The sequence below is a fragment of the Streptomyces sp. NPDC087215 genome (genome assembly GCF_044744885.1).
In the GTDB taxonomy this organism is placed as follows: domain Bacteria; phylum Actinomycetota; class Actinomycetes; order Streptomycetales; family Streptomycetaceae; genus Streptomyces.
Genome location: NZ_JBIUZD010000001.1, coordinates 666,871 through 688,909, shown reverse-complemented (window position 1 = coordinate 688,909; position 22,039 = coordinate 666,871). Strand labels below are relative to the sequence as shown.

The following is a 22,039-nucleotide window of genomic DNA, read 5'->3' as shown; positions in this document are numbered from 1 at the left end:
CAGGGCCCTTGTGATCGAATACATGTGCAGATCGGCGTGACCTCCGTCGTTTGCATGCCAATTCACACCTGGACGGCAGGGCGCCCTGGAATCCTGCCGTCCTGAATGGAACGAGCTGTTCAATGAATCACTTCTGGCGTGCCGCCTTCACGCGCGTATCCGCTGCTGCGGCTCTGGTGGGAACCATCGTCGCAGGCTCTGTGATCGGAGTTCTCCTCACGGAGGCGGAGGCAGGGCTGGGAGGGATCCTGATCCAGGGAGTGGGTGCGGGTGTCTGCTCTTTCGTCCTGTTCTCGGCGATCATCGCGTCGGTCAACACGCTTCACCTGATGGGAAATCTGGCACGCTTCGGACTCTCGTCGGCTGACGCCTCGCTCTCGGTGCACTCCGCACGCACTCTCACCGTGCCGCTCGTGCACGGCCTGCAGGAACACAGGATCGTCGAGTCCTCCCTCCAGAACCTCGGGCAGCTCAAAGGTGTTTCCCTCGAAACGAAGCACGCGGACGACGGGGAAGCCTCTGCTGTCTGTGCCGGACTGAAGGGCGGGAATGTTCTCCTGGAGCTGGCGATCTCCAGGGGGGCGGATTGTTACGAGGTGTCGATCGAGGTCCGCCCGGAGAACAGCTGGAAGAAGCTCAACGGAGGCGCGTCATGGACGGCTGCGGAGCTTGCGGCGTCCGCCGTGCTGCGCTCCGTCGGAGAATGAGTCGGACGCCCTCTTCGCTAGAAAATGATCCGTTATGACCGTGCCTGAATCTGAGTGCGGTGAGCGCGTTTCGCGCGATGTGAAAGAAATGAGCGCGAGGGGGAGGCGGTGGCCGTCCGGAGAGTGGAGCGGATCGTCAGTAAACGGGTGTACCTCGCCCGCGGCGGCCGGAGAACCCGTTGCGGGCCGCGGAGATGACCGCAGGGGCTCTGCGGCAGTGAATCCGGTACTTAGATTGTGTCCTATGTGGTGAGGCGTCGTTGTCCTCGATATGGGGCGGGGTACGTGGAGTTGGATTGTTCCGGACGGGTTGTGGGAGATCGCGGAGCCGCTGATCCCACCGTCAAAGGTGCGACCGCAGGGCGGCGGGACGCAGGACACGCCTGATGAGACGCTGTTCGCGGCGATCGTCTACGTCCTGGTCAGCGGGTGCGCCTGACGGTCGCTGCCGCCGTGCTTCGGGATGTCGAAGTCGACGGCTCACCGCCGGTTCCCGCTCTGGTCGCGGTCCGGGGTGTGGGGCCGGCTGCACGAGGAGATCCTGCACCGGCTGGACGACGCCGGCCTCCTGGATCTGTCCCGGGCAGTCCTCGACTCCGCCTACGTGAGGGCTAAAAAAGGGGGCGAACTCACAGGTCCGAGCCCCGTGGACCGGGGCAGGCCGGGCTCCAAGATGCACGTCCTGTCGGACGCGAACGGCCTGCCCCTCCTCGTCGGCTCACCGCGGGCAACACCCACGACAGCCAGGCCCTCAAGCCCATGATCATGGGTAACCAAACGAGACACGACCCCCACCGAGGCCGCTACTTCAAACCCCGCAAGCTCCACGCGGACAAGGCATACGACATCCCCGAGCTGCGGAAATGGCTTCGCGGAAAGCGCATCGGCGTCCGCATCGCCCGCAAGGGCATCGAGTCCAGCGAACGACGTGGGACGCCACCGGTGGATCATCGAACGGACCATGTCCTGGCTCTCCGGTTACCGCAGACTCAGCCCTCGCTACGAACGCCACTCCCGCAACTACCTGGCCTTCCTCGGTCTCGCCGCCGCCCTCTGCTGCTACGAACGGCTCGTCCGCCTCACCACATAGGACACGGTCTTAGAATCGGTGGCCGACCGCACAGGGGGCCGCAGACAGGGGGAGCAGATGTACGCGCAGCTCAGGGAGAAGGCCGACGCGCTGGCCCGGGTCCTGTGGCGTGAGCACACCGTCTACCGGGAGCGGGGTGGCGGGGTGGTCATACGGGGCGAGCACGTCGGGCGCTGGATCAGCCTCGCGCCCACCGGGGGCAAGGACAGGGCGCTGCTGCGCGCCGGGCGGCTCCTCGACGGCGGCACCACCGCCCCCGCGCGGACCGAGGTCGTGGTCGACCTGACGACGGGGACGACGGAACTCGCGGCCGTCTGCCGACGGCTGCTCGCCGAGGTGGCGGTGGCGGCCGAGCCCGCCACGACGCCGCGCGGCCGGGCGGGGAAGGCGTCCGAGGGCCCGGCGAAGGGACGGCGGAAAGCGAAGAGGGAGAAGAAGGAGAAGGGCGGGGCGGGCCGGACGGCACGCCCCGCCCGGCCCGCCCGGCCCCGCAAGGACCGGCACACCGGCGCGGGCTCCTGGTTCGTGCTGCTCTGTGTCGCCGGGGTGCTCGGCGTCTGGCTCTACACCCTCTTCGGCGGACGCGGGTACTGAGCCGCCCCGGAGCCGGGACCGAGGAGCCGCATCGGAGCGGGGACCGAGGAGCCGCCCCGGAGCCGGTCCGGTCAGTACCCCAGGACCGGGTAGTGGTCCGAGAGGTCGGTGTAGGTGTACCGGGTGCCCCAGCTGGACACGGTCCACGGGGCGCTCCTCTCCGGGACCACCTCGTTGGTCCAGCCCGCCGGGCGGGCGTTCCCGGCCCGGTACAGGACGAAGTCGAGGTCCTCGCGCGGGTCGCTCGGGTAGCGCTCGGCGGCGATGGAGTTCAACGCGGTGTCGAAGGAGTACGGGTGGCCGGTGCGGGCGTCGGCCCCCACCAGGCCCGCGTCGGCGAGCATCGTGCCGTACTCGGGGGTGTGCGAGTCGACGTTCATGTCCCCGGCCACGACGACCTGCTCGTCCGCCGGGATGTTCTTGGCGTCGAGGAAGGCGTCGAGGGCCTTGAACTGGCGGCTGCGCGTCCGGGCGGCCTCACCGGCCGAGCAGCCGGGGTCGGTGGACTGGGCGTGGGTGCCGACGACGTGGACGCGGGTGCCGTTCACGTCCAGGACGGCGTAGGCGAAGCCCTTGTTGGACCACCAGTCGGCGCCGCAGGCGTCCTTGTAGACGTACTGCTCCTTGCGGACGACCGGCCACTTGCTGAGGATCGTGACCCCGCCGTCCTCGGGGGTGGTGGCGGAGTAGGAGCCGCCGGTGGCGTCCCAGCCGCTCTTGCTCCGGCCCACGACCGGGGTCTGGTACGGGTACCGGTCGGCCGCGTTCGCCTTGAGGGCGTCCGAGGCGGAGTTGTCGAAGGCCTCCTGGAGGACGACGACGTCCTGCCCCTGGAAGAAGGAGGCGGCGGGGATGGCCTGGGCCCGGTGGTCCTGGCCCCAGTTCGGGTAGAGGTTCTTGGAAAAGAGAAACGTGTTGTAGGTGAGCACCTTGAGCCGCGGGGGCCCGTCGACGGCCGGGGCGGCGGTGGCGGCCGGGGCGGTCGCGGCCAGGGCCGCGGCGGCGAGCACGAGGGAAAGGGCGGCGCCGGGGGTGCGGCGGAGCGCGGCGAACGACACGTGAACTCCCATGGAGACGTGGGGGGTTGAGTGCTGGCGCCGCACATACAACCAGCCGTGGTTACCTTCCGGTAGCCTTTGGGTGCCGGGAATCTGGCCGTGCTCGCACGAGTGCGCCAATTCTCTGGCCGGAGTCGGAATTGTCCCCTTTTGAACCAGGTAGAATGCGCGCATGACCCTCGCGAACTCGCAGATCTTCAAGACGGACCTCGGTCCGCTCAACCCCGTCTGGGCCGAGCTGATCCTCGGCCTGGTGGTGTTCGGAATCACCTTCCTGATCCTGGCGAAGGGCATCCTGCCGAAGATCAAGCGCACGCTCGACGAGCGTGAGGACGCCATCGACGGCGGCAGCGAGCGCGCCGACGACCTGCGCGCCGAGGCCACCCAGGTCCGTGAGCAGTACGAGGCCGAGCTGGCCGAGGCGCGCCACGAGGCCGCCCGTATCCGCTCCAAGGCCGTCGAGGAGGGCTCGGCCGCCATCGCCGCCGCCCGCGCCGAGGGCAACGCCGAGCGCGAGACCATCCTCGCCACCGGCAGCGCGCAGATCGCCGCAGAGCGCGCCGCCGCCGAGCGCGAGCTCAACGCCGACGTGGACGCCTGGGCGCACGCCCTCGCCACCCGTATCGTCGGCGAGCCGGTCGGCGCCGACCGCGTCTGATCCGTCCGTCCCCGAAGGGGCCGCCGCCCAGGGCCACCAGCGCCCGGGTGACGGCCCCTTCGTCATGCCTGCCCGTCATGGACACGAACCCGAGAGGATGCCGGACGTGAGGAACGACCCCGTGGAACGAGCCGGACGCGACGAGCGGACCCCGGCGGGCGGCGCCCCCGCCCTGGCGGCCGGTCACCGGACCCCGGCGGCCGACCCCGTACCCCCGCCCGTCGGCGGAGTGCTCTGGAGCGTCGCCGGAGACGTCCGGGCCCTGATGATGCTGCCCGCCGCCCTCGCCCTCCAGGTCGCCCACCCCGCGATAGGCGCGGGCGTCGACGACCACTCCGTCTTCCGCACCGACCCCTGGGGCCGGGGCGAGCGCTCCCTGAGCTCCGTCCAGCTGTGGATATACGGAGGCGAGGACGCCGCACGGGAAGGGCGCCGCCTGCGGAGACTGCACCGCGACATCCAGGGCACCGACACCCGGGGACGCCGCTACCACGCCCTCACCCCGGCCCACTACTCCTGGGTGCACGCCACCGGCTTCCCCGTCTACACCCGGGGCCTCGGCCTCCTCACCCGCCCCCTCACCCCCGCCCAGGAACGGCAGCTGTACGCCGAGTGGCTCCAGGTCGGCCGGATCCTCGGCATCCACGACCGGGACATGCCCCAGACGATCGAGGAGTTCTGGCCGTACTACCGCAAGGTCCTCGCCGAGGAGCTGGAAGCCACCGTCGTCGTCCGCGAACTGCTCGACCCCGATCTGCCGGTGCCCGCCCCCGACCGGGGCCCGCTGCCGCTCAGGCTCGCACTGCGCCTGCTCTGGCCCGTGCTGCGCCGCCCGTTCCTGCGGCTGCGCGCCTTCCTCACCGTGGGCCTGATGCCGCCGGACGCCCGGCGGGCCATCGGCCTGGACTGGACCGACGCCCAGGAACGGACGCTGCGCCGGGTCGCCCGGGTCGTCCGGGCCGTCGTCCCCGTGCTGCCGGAGCGGCTGCGCTATCTGCCGCAGGCCCGGAAGGCGCGCGAGGCCGCCCGCCGCGCGACGCGCTGACGGACGGCCCCGGACGGACGTGGCGGCTCAGTGCCCGCCGCGCTCCCCGGACTCGTGCACGGAGTTCGTCGCCGCGATCTTCTTCCACGACTTCGGCTGCACCGGCTTCGGTGCCGCCGCCCGTCCGGCCGGACCACCGGACCCGGGCGCCGCGGCGGGAGCGGACGGACCGACCGCCGCCGCCGCCGGGGCGGACGGCTTCGACGGCTCGTACAGCCAGGTGTCGAAGAGCGCCGCCAGCGGCTTCCCCGAGACCTGCTCCGCGTACCGGACGAAGTCCGCCACGCGCGCGTTGCCGTACGCGAACCTCTGCGGCCAGCCCTTCAGGATCGTGAAGAAGCCCTCGTCGCCGATCTCGTTGCGCAGCGCCTGGAGCGCCAGCGCGCCCCGGTCGTAGACGGCGATGTGGAACTGGTCGTCCGGACCCGGGTCACCCGGCCTCACCGTCCAGAACGGGTCCTGAGCCGTCCGCGTGGCGTACACGTAGTCCGCCAGCTCCTGCGCGGTGCCCTCGCCCTCCTTCTCCGACCACAGCCACTGGCTGTAACGGGCGAAGCCCTCGTTGACCCAGATGTCCTTCCACCCGTGGACGGACACGCTGTCGCCGTACCACTGGTGCGCCAGCTCGTGCACGACCACCGACACGTTCGCGCCGTTGGCGAACTGCCGCGGGCTGTAGAACGGGCGGGTCTGCGTCTCCAGCGCGAAACCGCTCGTCACGTTCGGCACGTATCCGCCGAGCGCGTTGAACGGGTACGGCCCGAACACCGACTCCAGCCACTCCGCGACCTCGGTCGTCCGCTCGATCGAGGCACGTGCCGCACCCGCGTTGTCGCCGAGGTCCTTGCTGTACGCGTTGAGGACGGGCAGACCGTTCGCGGTCCGGTCCGTCGTGATGTCGAACTTCCCGACGGCGAGCGTGGCCAGATAGGTCGCCTGCGGCTTGTTGGAACGCCAGTTGAACCTGGTCCAGCCGAGGCGCGAGGACTGCGACTGCAGGACGCCGTTGCTGATGGCCTGGGTGCCGTCCGGCACCGCGACCGACACGTCGAAGGTGGCCTTGTCCAGCGGGTGGTCGTTGGACGGGAACCACCAGGCGGCCGAATCCGGCTCCTGCGCGGCGACCCCGCCGTCGGGAGTACGGGCCCAGGCGGTCCAGCCGTCGATCTTCACCTCGGACGGCTTGCCCGCGTAACGGACGACGATCGAGACCTGCCGGTTCTTCTCCAGCGGGACCGCCGGGGTGACCTCCAGCTCGTGCGAGCCCGACGTGGCGAACCGCGCCACGCGCCCGTTCACCCGGACCTCGCTCACCTTCAGACCCAGATCGAGGTTGAACCGGGACAGGTTCTGCTTGGTGGTGGCCAGGATCGTCGCCGTGCCCTCCAGGAGGTCCGTGGCCGGCTGGTAGGTCAGACGCAGGTCGTAGTGCGAGACGTCGTAGCCGCCGTTCCCGCTGGCCGGATAGTAGGAGTCGCCGATGCCCGGCGCCCCGGGAGTGAAATCGGCCGCCGATGCCGGGATCGCCAGCAACAAGGAGGCCGCGAGGGCGCTCGGAACGATGATTCTGCGGTGCACGGGTGCTCCCCAAGTCATAAGAAACGTAAGACGCGCGGGTGGTCGTCGATCCTTAGTTCGGACACTATTCAGCGCTCCGACGCACCGTCACGTCCAGAGGACCCCCTGTCACACGATCGCCATTCGGCCGACACGAACCCCACCGGCCACGGCACGACCCCGAATCGACCCTGATTCCCTCCGGCACCCTTTTGCGCGGGAGTCGACCGGGGTACGTTCCCGCCCATGCCGATGCGAACGCGGAGAACCCGCGGAGCCCGACCGCCGTACGGAACCCTCGTGGCCGCGGCGACCGCCGCCCTGCTCGCGACCCTGGTCACCCCCGCGGGCGCGCGGGCGGAACCGGCCGCGCCCGCCCCGGCGACCGCCGTGAAGGAGTCCCGCCCGGTCCACTCGTACGCCGACGCCGTCCGCGAGTCCGTCTGGGTCGACACCGGACTCGACGGCGACGGCGACGGGCGTGCCGACCGGGTCGCCGTCGACATCGTCCGCCCCCGGGAGACCGCCGCCACCGGCCGCAAGGTCCCGGTCATCATGGACGCCAGCCCGTACTACGCCTGCTGCGGACGCGGCAACGAAGGCCAGAAGAAGACCTACGACGCCGACGGGAAGCCCGTCCAGTTCCCGCTCTACTACGACAACTACTTCGTCCCGCGCGGCTACGCCTTCGTCGCCGTCGACCTCGCCGGGACCAGCCGCTCCGACGGCTGCGACGACGTCGGCGGACGCTCCGACGTCCAGTCGGCCAGAGCCGTCGTCGACTGGCTCAACGGACGCGCCCGCGGCTACACCTCCCGCACCGGCGACACCCGCTCCCGCGCCACCACCTGGAGCACCGGGAACGTCGGCATGATCGGCAAGAGCTGGGACGGCACCGTCGCCAACGGAGTCGCCGCCACCGGCGTCGAGGGCCTGAAGACCATCGTCCCCATCGGCGCCATCTCCTCCTGGTACGACTACTTCCACTCCCAGGGCGCCCCCCTCTACAACGCCAACCCGAGCTGGCTCTCCGCGTACGTCAACAGCCCCGAGGCACAGACCCGGTGCGGCGCCGTCCAGGACCGGATCACCGCGGGCACCCCCTACAGCGGCGACCGCACCCCCGCCTGGACCGAGCGCGACCACGTGCGGAACGCCGACAAGGTCAGGGCCAGCGTCTTCGTCGTCCACGGACAGCAGGACCTCAACGTCCGCGCCGGACAGTTCGGCCAGTGGTGGGACGCCCTCGCCGCCCAGGGCGTCGAGCGGAAGATCTGGCTCTCCCAGACCGGCCACGTCGACCCCTTCGACTTCCGGCGCGCCGACTGGGTCCGCACCCTGCACCGCTGGTTCGACCACTACCTCCTCGGCTACGACAACGGCATCGACCGCGAACCCGTCGCCGACATCGAACGCGCCCCGGACGTCTGGACCACCGACCGGCAGTGGCCCCCGCGCACCACCGCGACCACCACCCTGCGGCCCGCCCCCGGGGAGCCCGCAGGACCCGGCCGCCTCGGCCGCGCCCCCGCCGCCCCCGGCACCACCACCACCTTCACCGACGACCCCGGCCTCGGCGAGCTCGACTGGGCCGCGCGGATCGACACCGCGACCCCCGAGAAGGCAGGGTTCGTCACCCGCCCCCTCTCCCGCGACCTGCGCGTCTCCGGCTCCTCGAAGGTCACCGTCACCGTCACCCCGACCACCACCACCGCGCACCTCTCCGCCGTCCTCGTCGACCTCGGCCCCGCCACCATCCGCGACTACAACGCCCCCGGCGAAGGCATCACCACCCTCACCGGACGCAGCTGCTGGGGCGCGAGCACCCCCGGCGACAGCGCCTGCTACAAGGACACCGCCGCCCGCACCACGAACGTCGGACAGACCGTCGTCAGCCGGGGCTGGGCCGACCTCGGCACCTGGGCCGACCCGGGCAGGGGACGCCCGCTGACCCCCGGCCGGGCGTACACCCTCACCCTCGACCTCGCCGCCACCGACCACGTCGTCCCCGCCGGCCACCGCCTCGCCCTGATCGTCGGCGGCACCGACCGGGACCTCCTGGACCCGCCGTCCAGCACACCGACCCTGACCCTCGACCTCAGCCGCACCTCGGCGAAGATCCCGCTGGTCGGCGGCGCGGGGGCCTTCACCCGCGCCACCACGGGACCCCACCCGGCCCCGGCAGCCCCCTCCCTCGGCGCGGCCCCGGCACCGCGCGGCACCACCCCGCCGGCCGCCGTCGACGGGCCGCGCCTGCCCGCCCCCGGATCCGCCCGATGACCCCCCGTACGACGGCCCCCCGCCCGAAGGGCCGAGGCCCCCGGCGCGCCCTCGCCCTCGCGGCGGGGGCCGCCGCCCTCGCCCTGCCCCTCGTCACCGTCCCCGCCAAGGCGGCGGACAGCACGCCTGCGAAGCCGCCGCCGCGCACCGGATTCGAGACCAGCGCGGGCGCCCGGTGGACCACCGGGACCGAGGAACGGGACTTCCTCACCGCCGTCGCCCGGGTGCGCGACCGAGTGACGCTGCGGACCGTCGGCACCACCGCGCAGGGCCGCCCGCTCCGCCTCGTCTCCCTCGGCACCGGCCGCACCACCGTGCTGCTCGTGTGCAGCCAGCACGGCGACGAACCGGCCGGGCGCGAGGCCTGCCTCAGCACCGTCCGCGACCTGGCCTTCGGCCAGGACCCGAAGACCCGCCGCTTCCTCGCCCGCACCACCCTCCTCGTCCTGCCCACGGCGAACCCCGACGGCCGGGAGGCCGACACCCGGGGCAACGGCGACGGGATCGACATCAACCGCGACCACCTCGCCCTGCGGACCGCCGAGGCGCGGGCGGTCGCCGCCGTCCTGCGCGACCGGCGGCCCGAACTCGTCTACGACCTGCACGAGTACGGCGCCACCCCCCGCTACTACGACAAGGACCTGCTCGCCCTCTGGCCCCGCAGCCTCGACACCGACCCCCGCGTCCACGACGAGTCGAACACCCTCTCCGAGCAGTACGTACGTCCCATGGCGGCGCTCGCGGGCCACAGCACCGGGATCTACGGCATCTGGACCGACCCGCTGACCGGGAAACCGGTCAAACAGGTCGCGGGCGACGGACAGGAACGCATCCTGCGGAACACCGCGGGCATCAAGCACTCCGTCGGCCTCCTCGTCGAGACCCGGGTGGACGCCTTCGACGAGGACGAACAGCACGACCCCTCCCTCAACCACCGCCGCCGCGTCGCCACCCAACGCGCCGCCCTGGAGGGCGCCTTCGCCTACGTCAAGGAGCGGAACGTACCGCTCGCGGTGGCCACCACGGCCGCCCGCGCCGCCGGATTCGCCGACCGGGGCCCGGTCTACCTCGGCGGCGCCGACAACGATCCGGCGGAGCCCGACGAGATCCTCGCCGACCCGCCGTGCGGATACCGGCTCGACGCCGCCCAGTACGCCCTGGTGGGCGACGAACTCGCCCTGCACGGCGTCACCGTACGGCCCGAGGGAGCGGGGGCGTTCGTGCCGCTCCGCCAGTCCCGCCGGGCCCTCGTCCCGCTCCTCCTCGACACCCGGGCCACCTACCACCTCGTCGGCGGGAGCCCCGTGGAGAAGTGCTGACCAGGGACCGCGCCCCGGACCCCGTACGCGCCGCCGATCCCCGCGCGTACGGGTCCGAGCCCCCGGCCGCGCGTACGGGACCGGGGCCCGGTCGCTGACTCAGACGCCCTCCACCAGGGCCGCCGCACGCTCCGCGCAGCCCCAGGCGACCGTCACCCCCGCACCCCCGTGCCCGTAGTGGTGGACCAGACGCCCGCCACCCGGCAGGGACACCGCCTCGATCCTGACCCCGCCCACCCGCGTCGGCCGCAGACCCACCCGGTGCCCGAGCACCCGGGCCCCCGCGATCTCCGGGCGCACCCGGGCGCACCGGGCCACGATCGCCGCCGCCGTCACCTGATCGGGCACCAGCCGCTCGTCCTCCTCCTCGGCGGTCCCGCCCAGCACCAGCCGTCCCGGCTGCGGGAAGAAGTACGTCGTACCGGTCGCCTCCGCCTTCGCCGAGGTGAACCACTCCTCGATCCCCGGGTTCTCCACCAGCACCAACTGGCCCCGCACGGGCCGCAGCGCCGGATCGGGCACCAGCTCGCGCGCCGCCGTCCCCGCGCAGTTCACCACCACCCGGGCCCGTGCCGAAGGCTCCTCGAAACCGGTGACCGGACGCCGCTCGAAGAGCCCTCCCGCCGCCTCCAACCGGCGCCGCAGCCACACCAGATGCACCGGCATGTCGACCAGCGGGAGCCGCGCCCCGAGACCCGTCGCGTACGGCCCCGGCACCTCCTCCGGCGCCAACTGCCGGAGCCCCGGCACCTCCCGCGCCCACGGGCCCAGTTCCGTCAGGACGGTGTCCGCGTGCACCCCCGGCACCAGCCGCACCCCCGTCGTCCCGGGATCGGCGGCCAACTCCTCGTACACGCGCAGCGATTCCAGCGCCCACCGCCCCACCTCGGCCTCGGGCTCGATGCGGTACGGCCACCACAGCGCGCCCGCCACCGCCGAGGTCGTCGCGGTCACGTCCTCCCGCGACCAGACCCGTACCCGCAGTCCCCGCTCCGCGAGCGTCACCGCGGTCGTCAGACCCACGACCCCGCCACCCACCACGATCACGTCGTTCTCCATGGCCGGGACCGTACCGGGACCGGGACATTTCCGGGACCGATCAGCCATGGAACCGGAGGCTCCCCGGCGGAATGCTGGACTCATGCCGGTCCCGTACACGCCCCTCGACCTCACCCCCGCCGACCTTCCCGGCGGCGCTCCCGCGGTACGCCCGCCGACCGGCGACGCACCCCCGCCGACCGACGACACGAACCTCCTGTCCCACGGAACGGACCTTCCGGTCGTCGACACGGGCCTCCCGGCCGAGGAGACGGACCTCCTGGTCGACGGCCGGTCCCTGCTCCGGCGGCTCGACGCCTGCGAGGGCGCCGACACCGTCTCACCGCTCGCGGGCGACCTGCGCCCCGTCCTGCGCCCCGAGCACGTCCGGCTCCTCCTCGCCCCGGGCCCCGCCGCCCGCCGGGTGATCTACTCCTGCCCCGACTGCGACGACCCCGGCTGCGGAGCCGTCACCGCCGTCGTCGAGCGGGACGGCGACGACGTCGTCTGGCGCGACTTCCGCTGGCAGACCGGCCCCGACACCGACCCGGTCCGCGACGGATACCCCGGCGTCGGCCCGTACCGCTTCCACGGCCCCGGCTACCGGGCCGCCCTGCGGGCGCTCCCCGCCCCGGTCCCCGCCCCGTGCCCCTGAGCCGGTCCCGCCGTCACCTAGGATTCGTATCCTGATGACTGCAACCCTCGTCGCCAAGGACCTCGCCGCCGGCCACGGCGAACGCACCCTCTTCGCCCAGCTCGACCTGGTCGTCGCCCCCGGCGACGTCATCGGCCTCGTCGGCGTCAACGGCGCCGGCAAGTCGACGCTGCTGCGCCTGCTGGCCGGGACCGACACCCCGGAGGAGGGCGAGGTCCGGCTCTCCCCGCCCACCGCCGCCGTCGGCCACCTCCCGCAGGAGCCCGAGCGGCGCGCGGGCGAGACCGTCCGCGAGTTCCTCGCCCGGCGCACCGGTGTCGCCGACGCCCAGACGGCCATGGACCAGGCCACCCAGGGCCTGGTCGACGGCACCCCCGGCTCCGACGACGCGTACGCCGTCACCCTGGAGCGCTGGCTGAACCTCGGCGGCGCCGACCTCGACGAACGCGCCGAGGAGGTCGCGGCCTCCCTCGGCCTCACCGTCGGGCTCGACCAGCCCATGACCTCCCTCTCCGGCGGCCAGGCGGCCCGCGCGGGCCTCGCCTCCCTGCTGCTCTCCCGCTACGACGTCTTCCTGCTCGACGAGCCCACCAACGACCTCGACCTGGAGGGCCTGGAGCGCCTGGAGACCTTTGTGAAGGGGCTGCGCGCGGGCACCGTCGTCATCAGCCACGACCGCGAGTTCCTCACCCGCACCGTCACCAAGGTCCTCGAACTCGATCTCGCCCAGCAGCAGATCACCCTCTACGGCGGCGGCTACCAGGCCTATCTGGAGGAGCGGGACACCGCCAGGCGCCACGCGCGCGAGGAGTACGACGAGTACGCGGGCCGCAAGGCCGCCCTCGAAGCACGCGGGCACATGCAGCGGTCCTGGATGGACAAGGGCGTCAAGAACGCCCGCCGCAAGTCCACCGACGGCGACAAGCTCGGCCGCAACGCGCGCAGCGAGGCCAGCGAGAAGCAGGCGGCGAAGGCCCGCCAGACCCAGCGCATGATCGAACGCCTCGACGTCGTCGACGAGCCCCGCAAGGAGTGGGAGCTGCGGATGGAGATCGCCCCCGCGCCGCGCTCCGGCTCGGTCGTCGCGACCCTCCGCGGGGCCGAGGTGCGCCGGGGCGACTTCGCCTTCGGCCCGGTGACCCTCCAGATCGACTGGGCCGACCGGGTCGCGGTCACCGGCGCCAACGGCGCGGGGAAGTCCACCCTGCTCGCCGCCCTCCTGGGGCGTCTGCCGCTGGACTCCGGCGACGCGGTCCTCGGCTCGGGCGTCGTCGTCGGCGAGGTCGACCAGGCCCGCAAGCTGTTCCACGGCACCGAGACGCTCCTGGAGGCGTTCTGCGCGGCCGTGCCCGACACGGAGCCCGCCGAGGTCCGCACCCTGCTCGCCAAGTTCGGTCTGAAGGCCGTCCACGTGCTGCGGCCCGCCACCACCCTGTCCCCGGGCGAGCGGACCCGGGCCGCCCTCGCCCTGCTCCAGGGCCGGGGGGTGAACCTGCTGGTCCTCGACGAGCCGACCAACCACCTGGACCTGGTGGCCATCGAGCAGCTGGAGTCCGCGCTCGACTCGTACACCGGCACGCTGCTCCTGGTCACCCACGACCGGCGGATGCTCGACGCGGTCCGCACCACCCGCCGGATCGAGGTCGCCGACGGCAAGGTGACCGAGCTCTGACGGCCCGCCCGGACGGCCGGGGCCCCGCCGCCTCGCACGGCCGCGGATCGGGCCGTGAACTGTAACCGTACGGCTCTCCACGGGACGGGAACGCCGGGCCGGACGGCCCGGCACCCCTCCGCCCCGTGGACGGCGCACCCCCTGGAGGCACCATGACCGACGACGGCATCACCCGGCTCCTCGCGATGCTGGACGACCTCGACGCGGACGTCGACGCCACGATCGACCTCGCGGACGAGATCGCGGCGACGGGCGACCGGGCGCTGCTGCCCCGGCTGACGGCCGAGCTCGGGAGGGCGGTCGAGGAGCGCAACGGGTACGCCCGCGAGCTGCTCGGCGGGCTCGTCGCGGGCCTCGGCGGCGCCGAGACCCTGCCCGTCCTGGTGCGGGCCTCCGCGGTGGACCTCGGCGACGACCAGGACGGTCTGGCCGCCGAGATCGTCGATCTCGTCCAGGCCGACCCGCAGCGCGCCGGGAGCCTCCTCCGGCCGCTGACGGAGGACGACGACCTCGCCGTCGCGCACCGCGCCGACTGGGCCCTGCGCTTCCTGCCGTAGCGCGAGGGGCGGCCACGGCCCGGCGCGGTGGCCGCCCGCGGTGCCGAGGGCGGGGGCCTACCAGTAGCCGCTGCAGCTCACGTTGCCCGTGCCGGTGTCACGGATGCAGACGCGGTAGTAGAAGCCGCTGCCGCCCAGCATGTTCGACCAGTCGGAGCCGGGGTTGGGGAACTTCACCTGGAGGCTGCGCACCAGCGGACCGTCGTAGCCGTCGTGCTTCTCGATGGAGCCGTACTTGTCCCACCACTGGTTCCCGGTGGGGTCGGTGACCCGGACCCAGGCGGCCTGGCACTTGGGGGACCAGCGCAGCTCCGCCCGGAGACCCCCGTCGGCGGTGGCGGTCTGCTTGGTGACGGCGTCGCCGTCACAGGCCTGCGACACCGGGCCGAGGTTGTCGCACCCGGCGTTGCTGCACCCGGCTGCGTAGGACGTCCCCGCGAGGGGGACGAGGGCCATCGTGAGGGCGGCGGCTGAGACCGTCGCCAGTCTGGTCAGCACACGTTGCATCGGGGGACGACCTTCCTGATCGGATGGGCCCGCGGGCTCCGCCGCGGCCGGATTCGATCTTGTTCCGTCGGCCCGGGAGGGTCAACGGAAGGCCGGTGTCCCGGGACGCGGGGTTCTCCGGACAGAGGACGTCCGCGTGTGCGGGGGCAGGAGCACACGGGACGAGTACGGCGGATCGGACCACGCCGGAAAATCTCAGAAGCGAACCGGAGACGTCCCGTCGGCCGGGCGGGACGATCCCCGGCGGTGTCAGGGCCCCGAGAACCGGGCACGACCGACCGGACAGGCACGACCGACCGGACAGGCTCGGCCGGGCAGCCGGGCAGCCGGGCAGCCGGGCAGCCGGGCAGCCGGGCAGCCGGGCAGCCGGGCAGCGCAGACAGGCACGGGCGGGCGGGCAGGCGGGCAGACAGGTACGGGCGGGCGGGCAGGCGGGCAGACAGGTACGGGCGGGCGGGCAGGCGGGCAGACAGGTACGGGCGGGCAGGCAGGCACGGGCAGGCGGGCGGGACCGGCCCGGAGCACGACGCTCGCGTCACCCGGCCGCCGTGTCGCCGGGACATCCGAGCGGTTCCGCCACGGGGGCGGCCCGGCGTCTCGCACCCGTACGCCCCCGCACCTCGGGCCCGCCCCGACGCGTGCGCGGCCCCGTTACGCGTCGGTGCCCCGGGTCCGTACGCCCGGCGCCACGCACCCCTGCGTGGCGCCCGTAGATGCCCTGGCTCGTGGCGCTCCTGCGGACCGGGCCGTGACGGCTCGTACGGAGCCGGGCAGGGATGCTCCCCACGCCCGTGGTGCGGCGCTCGTACGCGTCGCGGACCGTGATCGCTCGTGCGGACCCGGCGCGCGGCGCCCGTACGGACGGGACCGTGACGCTCGTACGGAGCCGGGCCGTGGCGCGTTCGTGCCCGGACCGTGTGCTCACGCGTACCGGAGAGCGGCGCCCCGCCCCCGGGGCGGACGGCGCCACTCTCCCGGAGGCCCTCAGCGGCGCTTGCCGCCGCCCTCGCCCAGGAGGCCCGCCTTGCGCAGGGCGTCGGCCATCGCGCCGTTCACGGGCGCGGGCGTGCCGGAGCGCTCCCGGCCGCCCTGACCGGCCTGCCCGCCCTGAGCACCCCGGCCGCCCTGGCCGCTCTGCGCACCTCGGCCGCCCTGGCTGCCCTGGCCGCTCTGCGCACCTCGGCCGCCCTGACCGCCCTGGCCACCGCGCTCGGACCGGCGGCCACCGCCACCGCCCTGCCGCTGCTGCGGCGGACGGCCGGAACGGTCGCCCTGCCCCTGGCCGCCCCGCTCGCGCCGCGCCCCGCCCTCGGGAGCCTCGGCGCCCACCTGGTCGTCCAGGCGCAGCGTCAGCGAGATCCGCTTGCGCGGGACGTCCACGTCGAGCACCTTGACCTTGACCACGTCACCGGGCTTGACCACGTCACGCGGGTCCTTGACGAAGGTCTTCGACATCGCGGAGACGTGCACCAGACCGTCCTGGTGCACACCGATGTCCACGAACGCCCCGAAGGCGGCGGCGTTGGTGACGACCCCCTCCAGGACCATGCCCGGCTCCAGGTCCCCGATCTTCTCGACGCCGTCCTTGAAGGTGGCGGTGCGGAACGCCGGGCGCGGGTCGCGGCCCGGCTTCTCCAGCTCGCGCAGGATGTCCGAGACCGTCGGCAGACCGAAGGTCTCGTCGACGAAGTCGGCGGCCCGCAGCGAGCGCAGCCGGGACGCGTCACCGATGAGCGCGGCGACCTCGCCGCCCGTCGCCTTCACCATCCGCCGCACCACCGGGTACGCCTCCGGGTGCACCGACGAGCCGTCCAGCGGGTCGTCCCCGCCCCGGATGCGCAGGAATCCCGCACACTGCTCGTACGCCTTCGGGCCCAGCCTGGCCACGTCCTTGAGCGCCCGGCGGGAACGGAAGGGACCGTTGGCGTCCCGGTGCGCCACGATGTTCTCCGCGAGACCGGAGCTGATGCCCGAGACCCGGCAGAGCAGGGGCGCGGAGGCGGTGTTGACGTCCACGCCGACCCCGTTCACACAGTCCTCGACGACCGCGTCGAGGGAGCGCGAGAGCTTCACCTCGGCCAGGTCGTGCTGGTACTGGCCCACACCGATGGACTTCGGGTCGATCTTCACCAGCTCGGCCAGCGGGTCCTGGAGCCGCCGCGCGATGGAGACGGCGCCGCGCAGCGACACGTCCATGCCCGGGAGTTCCTGCGAGGCGAAGGCGGACGCGGAGTAGACCGAGGCGCCCGCCTCCGAGACCATCACCTTGGTCAGGTTCAGCTCGGGGTGCTTCGCCAGGAGTTCGGCCGCCAGCTTGTCGGTCTCGCGGGAGGCCGTGCCGTTGCCGATGGCGACCAGCTCGACCGCGTGCTCCTTCGCGAGGCGCGCCAGCCGCTCCAGGGCCTGGTCCCACTTGTTGGCGGGCACGTGCGGATGGATGGTGTCCGTGGCCACGACCTTGCCGGTCGCGTCGACCACGGCGACCTTCACACCGGTGCGGAAACCGGGGTCGAGGCCCAGCGTCGCCCGGGTGCCCGCCGGTGCGGCGAGCAGCAGGTCGCGCAGGTTCGCCGCGAAGACCCGTACCGCCTCGTCCTCGGCGGCCGTCCGCAGCCGCAGCCGCAGGTCGATCCCCAGATGGACCTGGATACGGGTCCGCCAGGCCCAGCGGACCGTGTCCTGGAGCCACTTGTCGCCGGGGCGCCCCCGGTCGGCGACACCGAAACGACCCGCGACGATCCCCTCGTACGAGGAGGGCCCGGGGGTCTCCGAGGGCTCCTCCGGCTCCAGTTCGAGGCTGAGGACGTCCTCCTTCTCGCCGCGCAGCATGGCGAGCACCCGGTGCGAGGGCAGCGCGGTGAACGGCTCCGCGACGTCGAAGTAGTCGGCGAACTTGGCGCCCGCCTCCTCCTGGCCCGCGCGGACCTTCGCCACCAGCCGGCCCCGGCCCCACATGCGCTCGCGCAGCTCCCCGATGAGGTCGGCGTCCTCGGAGAACTTCTCGGCGAGGATCGCCCGCGCGCCCTCCAGGGCGGCCGGGGCGTCCGCGACGCCCTTGTCCGCGTCGACGAAGCCCGCCGCCGCGGCGGCGGGCTCCACCGAGGGATCGGCGAGCAGTCCCTCGGCCAGCGGAGCGAGCCCCGCCTCACGGGCGATCTGCGCCTTCGTCCGCCGCTTGGGCTTGAACGGCAGATAGATGTCCTCCAGGCGCGCCTTGGTGTCGGCGGCCCGGATCGCGGCCTCCAGCGGCTCGGTCAGCCTGCCCTGCTCGCGCACCGAGTCCAGGACAGCCGACCTGCGGTCCTCCAGCTCGCGCAGATAGCGCAGCCGCTCCTCCAGGGTGCGCAGCTGCGTGTCGTCGAGCGTCTCGGTCGCTTCCTTGCGGTAACGCGCGATGAACGGCACGGTCGAACCGCCGTCGAGCAGCTCGACGGCTGCCTTCACCTGTCGCTCGCGTACGCCGAGCTCCTCGGCGATCCTTGCTTCGATGGACGTCGTCACGGTGTCCCGACTCGCCTTCTCGTGCCTCAAGCTTGCGAGTGCATTCTGCCGGGTCGCTCACCCGTATGCGGCAACCGACCCGTCCCGCGCGCGTCCCCGGCCGTTCCCGGCCCGGCTCAGCCCTTGCCGATGAGGTCCGGCGGGAAGGCGCCGGCACCGGCCGCCGTGACCAGGAAACCGCGCCCCAGCTCGGTCAGCCGCTCGACCCCGGCGGCGCCCAGGTGCTCGTAGGGGGCGGAGTCCAGACGGTCCGTGTGGTCCTCAAGGTCGGCGCGCAGCGCCGTCCCCGACTCCGTCAGCTCCCCGTCGGCGTCGAGCAGCCCGCGCCCGCGCAGCCGCTCCGCCGCCGCGTCCCAGTCGGCCCGCCGCCAGCCCCGGGAGCTGAGGAACCAGCGCGGGGTCATGCCCTTGCCGGTGGCGGTGTGGGAGACGAGCGCCTCGACGGGGTCAAGCCCGGCGAAGAGCAGGGCCACGAGGTGTCCGTCGCCCCGGTGCTCGCGCAGCAGGCCCGCGGCGTGCCAGTACACAAGGTGCGGTTCCCCGGGCACCGGCAGGTCCGCGTGGGCCGAGTACAGCGGCCGGGCGTGCCGGGTGCAGGCCTCGGTGGCGCGCAGGGCGAGCCGCGCCGCCTCGGCCATCTCGGGGGAGGCGAGGGTCTCCTCGCCGAGCAGGCGGCGCAGGGTGGTGTCGGCGGCGCGCAGCCGCGCGGCCAGCACCTCGGCGGGGGAGGCGGTCTCCCAGACGGCGGGGAGGTGCCGGGCGAGCAGCTCGTGGCTGTAGTTGTAGAAGGTGGCGGCGACGGTCCCGGCGCCCACCGCGCCGAGCGCGGCGCTGCGCAGGGCGAGCCGGGCCGCGCTCTGGTCGGTGATGCCGAGGGCCGCGAACTCGCGGTCCAGGTCGGGTGAGAAGAACAGCGAGGAGTGCAGCGGGTTGAGGGCGTTGTGGCAGCGTCGTCCCGCGCGCGGCGGCAGTCCGGTCGTCATGCCCCCGCACATTACCGACTGGTTGGTACGCCGTGAACCGTCAGGACCGGACACCGTGCCCGCCGGTGGCGCGGACGGTGGCAGAAAAGGTGGGGTGAGCGTCATTGCGGTCGCCCGCTCCCGGCTCCGAGGATGGGGTCATGACGCAGCGACCCGTCCTCGTCGTCCTCTTCGAGGGCGTCCAGAGCCTCGACGTCACCGGCCCCTTCGAGGTGTTCGCCGGTGCGGGCGGCGCCACCGGCGACTCCTCCGCGTACTCCCTGCGCACCGCCTCCCTGGACGGCGGACCGGTCCGCACCCAGAGCGGTCTGCGCCTGCTGCCCGACACCACTCTCGCCGAGGCGGTCGCCGACGGGCCCCCGCACACCCTCGTCGTCCCCGGCGGCGAGGGCACCCGCACTCCCGAACCGGCGCTCCTCGACTGGCTTCGGGACCACGCACCGGACGCCGGGCGGCTGGTCTCGGTCTGCACCGGGGCGCTGCTCCTCGCCGGGGCGGGACTCCTCGACGGACACCGGGTGACCACCCACTGGCACGCCTGCGAGCGGCTCGCCCGGGAGTACCCCCGGGTCGAGGTGGACCCGGACCCGATCTTCGTACGGGACGGGCGGCTCTCCACCTCCGCCGGGGTCACGGCCGGGATCGACCTGGCGCTGGCCCTCGTCGAGGAGGACCTCGGCCGGGACGTGGCCCTCACGGTCGCCCGCCACCTGGTCGTCTTTCTGCGCCGCCCCGGCAACCAGGCCCAGTTCAGCGTCCAGCTGGCCGCCCAGACCGCCCACCGGGAGCCGCTGCGGGACCTCCAGCAGTGGATCACCGAGCACCCCGGCGGCGATCTGTCCGTGGAGCGGCTCGCGGCCCGTGCCCGGCTGTCGCCCCGGCACTTCGCGCGCGCCTTCCGGGCGGAGACCGGTACGAGCCCCGGCCGTTACGTCGACCGGGTCCGTCTCGAACACGCCCGGCGCCTCCTGGAGGAGACCACGCGCGGGGTCGAGGAGGTCGCCCGCGCCTCCGGCTACGGCACCCCCGAGGCGATGCGCCGCGCCTTCACCAAGGCCCTGGGCACCGCCCCGGCCGACTACCGCCGCCGCTTCCACGCCCCCCTCGCCTGAGCGCCCGGCCGACCGAGCCCACCGCACCGCCCCACCGCACCGCCTCACCGCACCGACCCGGCCCCCCCGCCCGCCGACGCCACCGTCCCTCCCGCGACCGGCCCCACCGGCCGGACGGTGGCGGGGGCACACCGACACCCCCGCGGCCGACCCCGTCGGCAGGACGGCCGCGGGGGCACCGCACGCACCGCGGCCGATCCCCGGGCCCCGGCCGACCCGGCCCCGGCCCGTTCAGTCCGACCCGTCCGTTCCACCCGACCCGTCCGAAGGGACTCCCATGCAGATCGCGATCCTGCTCTACCCCGGCTTCACCGCGCTCGACGCCGTAGGCCCGTACGAGATGCTCGCCCGGCTGCCCGATACCGAGACCGTCTTCGTGGCCAAGGAGACCGGACCCGTCCGGGGCGACCAGAGCAGCCTCGCCCTGGTCGCGGACCGGACGCTCGCCGAGGTCCCGCGCCCGGACATCGTCCTCGTCCCCGGTGGCCCCGAGACCCGGGAGGCCATGGACGACCCGGAGATCCGGGCGTGGCTGCGGACCGCCGACGAGACCAGCACCTGGACCACCTCGGTCTGCACCGGCTCCCTGATCCTCGCCGCCGCCGGTCTCCTCGCCGACCGCCGGGCCACCACCCACTGGCTGGCGTACGAGGAGCTGAGGGCACTGGGCGTCGAGCCCACCGGCGAGCGGGTCGTCTTCGACGGCAAGTACGTCACCGCCGCGGGCGTCTCCTCCGGCATCGACATGGGGCTGCACCTGCTCGGCCGGATAGCCGGGGACGAGACCGCGCAGACCGTCCAGCTCCTCACCGAGTACGACCCGCAGCCTCCGTACGACGCGGGCTCGCCGGACAAGGCCCCGGCCGCGATCGTCGCCCGGTGGCGGGCCGAGGCGGCGGGCACGGCGGTGGAGGGCTGACGCCCGCCGCCGCTCAGCGCCCGTAGGTGAAGCGGGGCGCGCGGCGCTCCAGGAAGGCGGCGACCCCCTCGGCGGTGTCGCCGCTGCCGTGCGCCCGCTCCACCCAGTGGGCCTCCCGGTCCGGGCGCCCGTCGATGGACTCCTTGGCCGCCGTCTGGGTCAGCAGTGAACGGGAGGCCAGCACACGGGTGAACCCGGCCACCCGCCCGTCGAGAGCGCCCACCGGGTGCAGCTCGTCGACGAACCCGGTGCGCAGGGCCCGCTCCCCGTCGATCAACTCGCCCGAGAACAGCAGGAACTTGGCGGTCGAGGGGCCCACCAGGGCGGCCAGCCTGCGGGTGGAGGAGGCCGGGTAGACGATGCCGAGCTTCGCCGGGGTGATCCCGAAGCGGGCGCCCTCCTCGGCGAAGCGCAGGTCGCAGGCGGCCGCGAGCTGACTGCCGCCGCCGACGCAGAAACCCCGGACGGCCGCGAGGGTCGGCCGGGGGAAGGCGGCGAGCGCCTCCTCGGCGCGCACGGCGAGCGTCCGCTGCTCGTCACCGGGCTCCCGGAGCCCCGCGATGTCGGCCCCGGCGCAGAAGGTGTCGCCCTCGCCGGTGAGGACGAGGACCCGGACGGCGGGGTCGGCGGCGAGCCGGTCCAGCACCCCGGGGAGCGCGCGCCACATGTCCGGGGTCATCGCGTTGCGCTTGGCGGGGTGGGAGATGACGACGGTGGCGACGCCGTCCGTGACGCTGTCCCTCAGCTGCGGCTCCATGGACCGGATGCTATCGGCCGGACCCGAACG

General features: G+C 73.5%; 18 protein-coding genes and 1 pseudogene. 12 read left to right on the top strand and 7 right to left on the bottom strand.

The window, feature by feature from the left end; translation table 11 throughout:
- Positions 1-122: 122 nt before the first annotated feature.
- From ACIO92_RS02895 to ACIO92_RS02885, 3 genes and pseudogenes are all read left to right on the top strand, one after another.
- Complete coding sequence (locus ACIO92_RS02895; protein ID WP_366445928.1) at positions 123-707, top strand: hypothetical protein; 585 nt, start codon at positions 123-125, stop codon at positions 705-707.
- A 271-nt stretch (positions 708-978) separates the two neighbouring features.
- Positions 979-1,797, top strand: a pseudogene (locus ACIO92_RS02890) (IS5 family transposase).
- A gap of 57 nt (positions 1,798-1,854) precedes the next feature.
- Positions 1,855-2,391, top strand: coding sequence for a hypothetical protein (locus tag ACIO92_RS02885; protein WP_402056418.1), 537 nt, complete (start codon positions 1,855-1,857; stop codon positions 2,389-2,391).
- Positions 2,392-2,462: 71 nt separating this feature from the next.
- On the opposite strand, the gene sph is transcribed toward ACIO92_RS02885, so the two are convergent.
- Entirely contained in the window at positions 2,463-3,461 is a 999-nt protein-coding gene (gene sph, locus ACIO92_RS02880; protein WP_401242451.1) for a sphingomyelin phosphodiesterase, read from the bottom strand.
- Between the two features lie 160 nt (positions 3,462-3,621).
- On the opposite strand from sph, the gene ACIO92_RS02875 reads away from it, so the two are divergent.
- A complete protein-coding gene (locus ACIO92_RS02875) occupies positions 3,622-4,107 on the top strand; it encodes a hypothetical protein (protein ID WP_366442878.1) in 486 nt (161 codons plus the stop codon).
- A gap of 121 nt (positions 4,108-4,228) precedes the next feature.
- Positions 4,229-5,152: an oxygenase MpaB family protein gene (locus ACIO92_RS02870; protein WP_402281103.1), complete on the top strand. Its 924-nt coding sequence runs from the start codon at positions 4,229-4,231 to the stop codon at positions 5,150-5,152.
- Positions 5,153-5,179: 27 nt separating this feature from the next.
- Here the strand turns inward: ACIO92_RS02870 and ACIO92_RS02865 are convergent, their stop codons facing one another.
- Positions 5,180-6,730, bottom strand: a complete 1,551-nt coding sequence (locus ACIO92_RS02865; RefSeq protein ID WP_402281105.1) for a M1 family metallopeptidase — start codon at positions 6,728-6,730, stop codon at positions 5,180-5,182.
- A gap of 225 nt (positions 6,731-6,955) precedes the next feature.
- On the opposite strand from ACIO92_RS02865, the gene ACIO92_RS02860 reads away from it, so the two are divergent.
- Positions 6,956-8,989 carry a Xaa-Pro dipeptidyl-peptidase gene (locus ACIO92_RS02860; protein WP_402281107.1) on the top strand — a complete coding sequence of 678 codons (2,034 nt, stop codon included), beginning with the start codon at positions 6,956-6,958 and terminating at the stop codon, positions 8,987-8,989.
- The gene (locus ACIO92_RS02855) at positions 8,986-10,308 is read left to right on the top strand and encodes a M14 family metallocarboxypeptidase (RefSeq protein WP_402281109.1); all 1,323 of its coding nucleotides are present in this window, start codon (positions 8,986-8,988) and stop codon (positions 10,306-10,308) included. Before ACIO92_RS02860 ends, ACIO92_RS02855 begins: the two co-directional genes overlap by 4 nt.
- Positions 10,309-10,407: 99 nt before the next feature.
- On the opposite strand, the gene ACIO92_RS02850 is transcribed toward ACIO92_RS02855, so the two are convergent.
- Positions 10,408-11,367, bottom strand: a complete 960-nt coding sequence (locus ACIO92_RS02850; protein ID WP_401242443.1) for an FAD-dependent oxidoreductase — start codon at positions 11,365-11,367, stop codon at positions 10,408-10,410.
- Between the two features lie 82 nt (positions 11,368-11,449).
- Between ACIO92_RS02850 and ACIO92_RS02845 the strand changes: the two genes are divergently transcribed.
- The 3 genes from ACIO92_RS02845 to ACIO92_RS02835 all read left to right on the top strand — a co-directional run bounded on the left by ACIO92_RS02845 (position 11,450) and on the right by ACIO92_RS02835 (position 14,230).
- Complete coding sequence (locus tag ACIO92_RS02845; protein ID WP_366442883.1) at positions 11,450-12,001, top strand: hypothetical protein; 552 nt, start codon at positions 11,450-11,452, stop codon at positions 11,999-12,001.
- Positions 12,002-12,035: 34 nt separating this feature from the next.
- On the top strand, positions 12,036-13,673 hold the full coding sequence (locus ACIO92_RS02840; RefSeq protein ID WP_366442884.1) for an ABC-F family ATP-binding cassette domain-containing protein: 1,638 nt from the start codon (positions 12,036-12,038) through the stop codon (positions 13,671-13,673).
- 152 nt (positions 13,674-13,825) lie between these two features.
- Positions 13,826-14,230 carry a hypothetical protein gene (locus tag ACIO92_RS02835; protein WP_366442885.1) on the top strand — a complete coding sequence of 135 codons (405 nt, stop codon included), beginning with the start codon at positions 13,826-13,828 and terminating at the stop codon, positions 14,228-14,230.
- A gap of 57 nt (positions 14,231-14,287) precedes the next feature.
- Here the strand turns inward: ACIO92_RS02835 and ACIO92_RS02830 are convergent, their stop codons facing one another.
- The 3 genes from ACIO92_RS02830 to ACIO92_RS02820 form a co-directional block, all read right to left on the bottom strand.
- A complete protein-coding gene (locus tag ACIO92_RS02830) occupies positions 14,288-14,737 on the bottom strand; it encodes a DUF2690 domain-containing protein (RefSeq protein ID WP_366442886.1) in 450 nt (149 codons plus the stop codon).
- A 984-nt stretch (positions 14,738-15,721) separates the two neighbouring features.
- On the bottom strand, positions 15,722-18,238 hold the full coding sequence (locus ACIO92_RS02825) for a Tex family protein (RefSeq protein ID WP_402281112.1): 2,517 nt from the start codon (positions 18,236-18,238) through the stop codon (positions 15,722-15,724).
- A gap of 116 nt (positions 18,239-18,354) precedes the next feature.
- Positions 18,355-19,221 (bottom strand): hypothetical protein, encoded by an 867-nt coding sequence (locus ACIO92_RS02820; RefSeq protein ID WP_402281114.1) that lies wholly within the window; start codon positions 19,219-19,221, stop codon positions 18,355-18,357.
- A gap of 140 nt (positions 19,222-19,361) precedes the next feature.
- Between ACIO92_RS02820 and ACIO92_RS02815 the strand changes: the two genes are divergently transcribed.
- Together ACIO92_RS02815 and ACIO92_RS02810 are read left to right on the top strand one after the other, a co-directional pair.
- Positions 19,362-20,333, top strand: coding sequence for a GlxA family transcriptional regulator (locus ACIO92_RS02815; protein WP_366442888.1), 972 nt, complete (start codon positions 19,362-19,364; stop codon positions 20,331-20,333).
- 277 nt (positions 20,334-20,610) lie between these two features.
- On the top strand, positions 20,611-21,252 hold the full coding sequence (locus ACIO92_RS02810; protein WP_366442889.1) for a DJ-1/PfpI family protein: 642 nt from the start codon (positions 20,611-20,613) through the stop codon (positions 21,250-21,252).
- Between the two features lie 13 nt (positions 21,253-21,265).
- Here the strand turns inward: ACIO92_RS02810 and ACIO92_RS02805 are convergent, their stop codons facing one another.
- Positions 21,266-22,009, bottom strand: coding sequence for an enoyl-CoA hydratase-related protein (locus ACIO92_RS02805; RefSeq protein WP_366442890.1), 744 nt, complete (start codon positions 22,007-22,009; stop codon positions 21,266-21,268).
- Positions 22,010-22,039 lie beyond the last annotated feature (30 nt).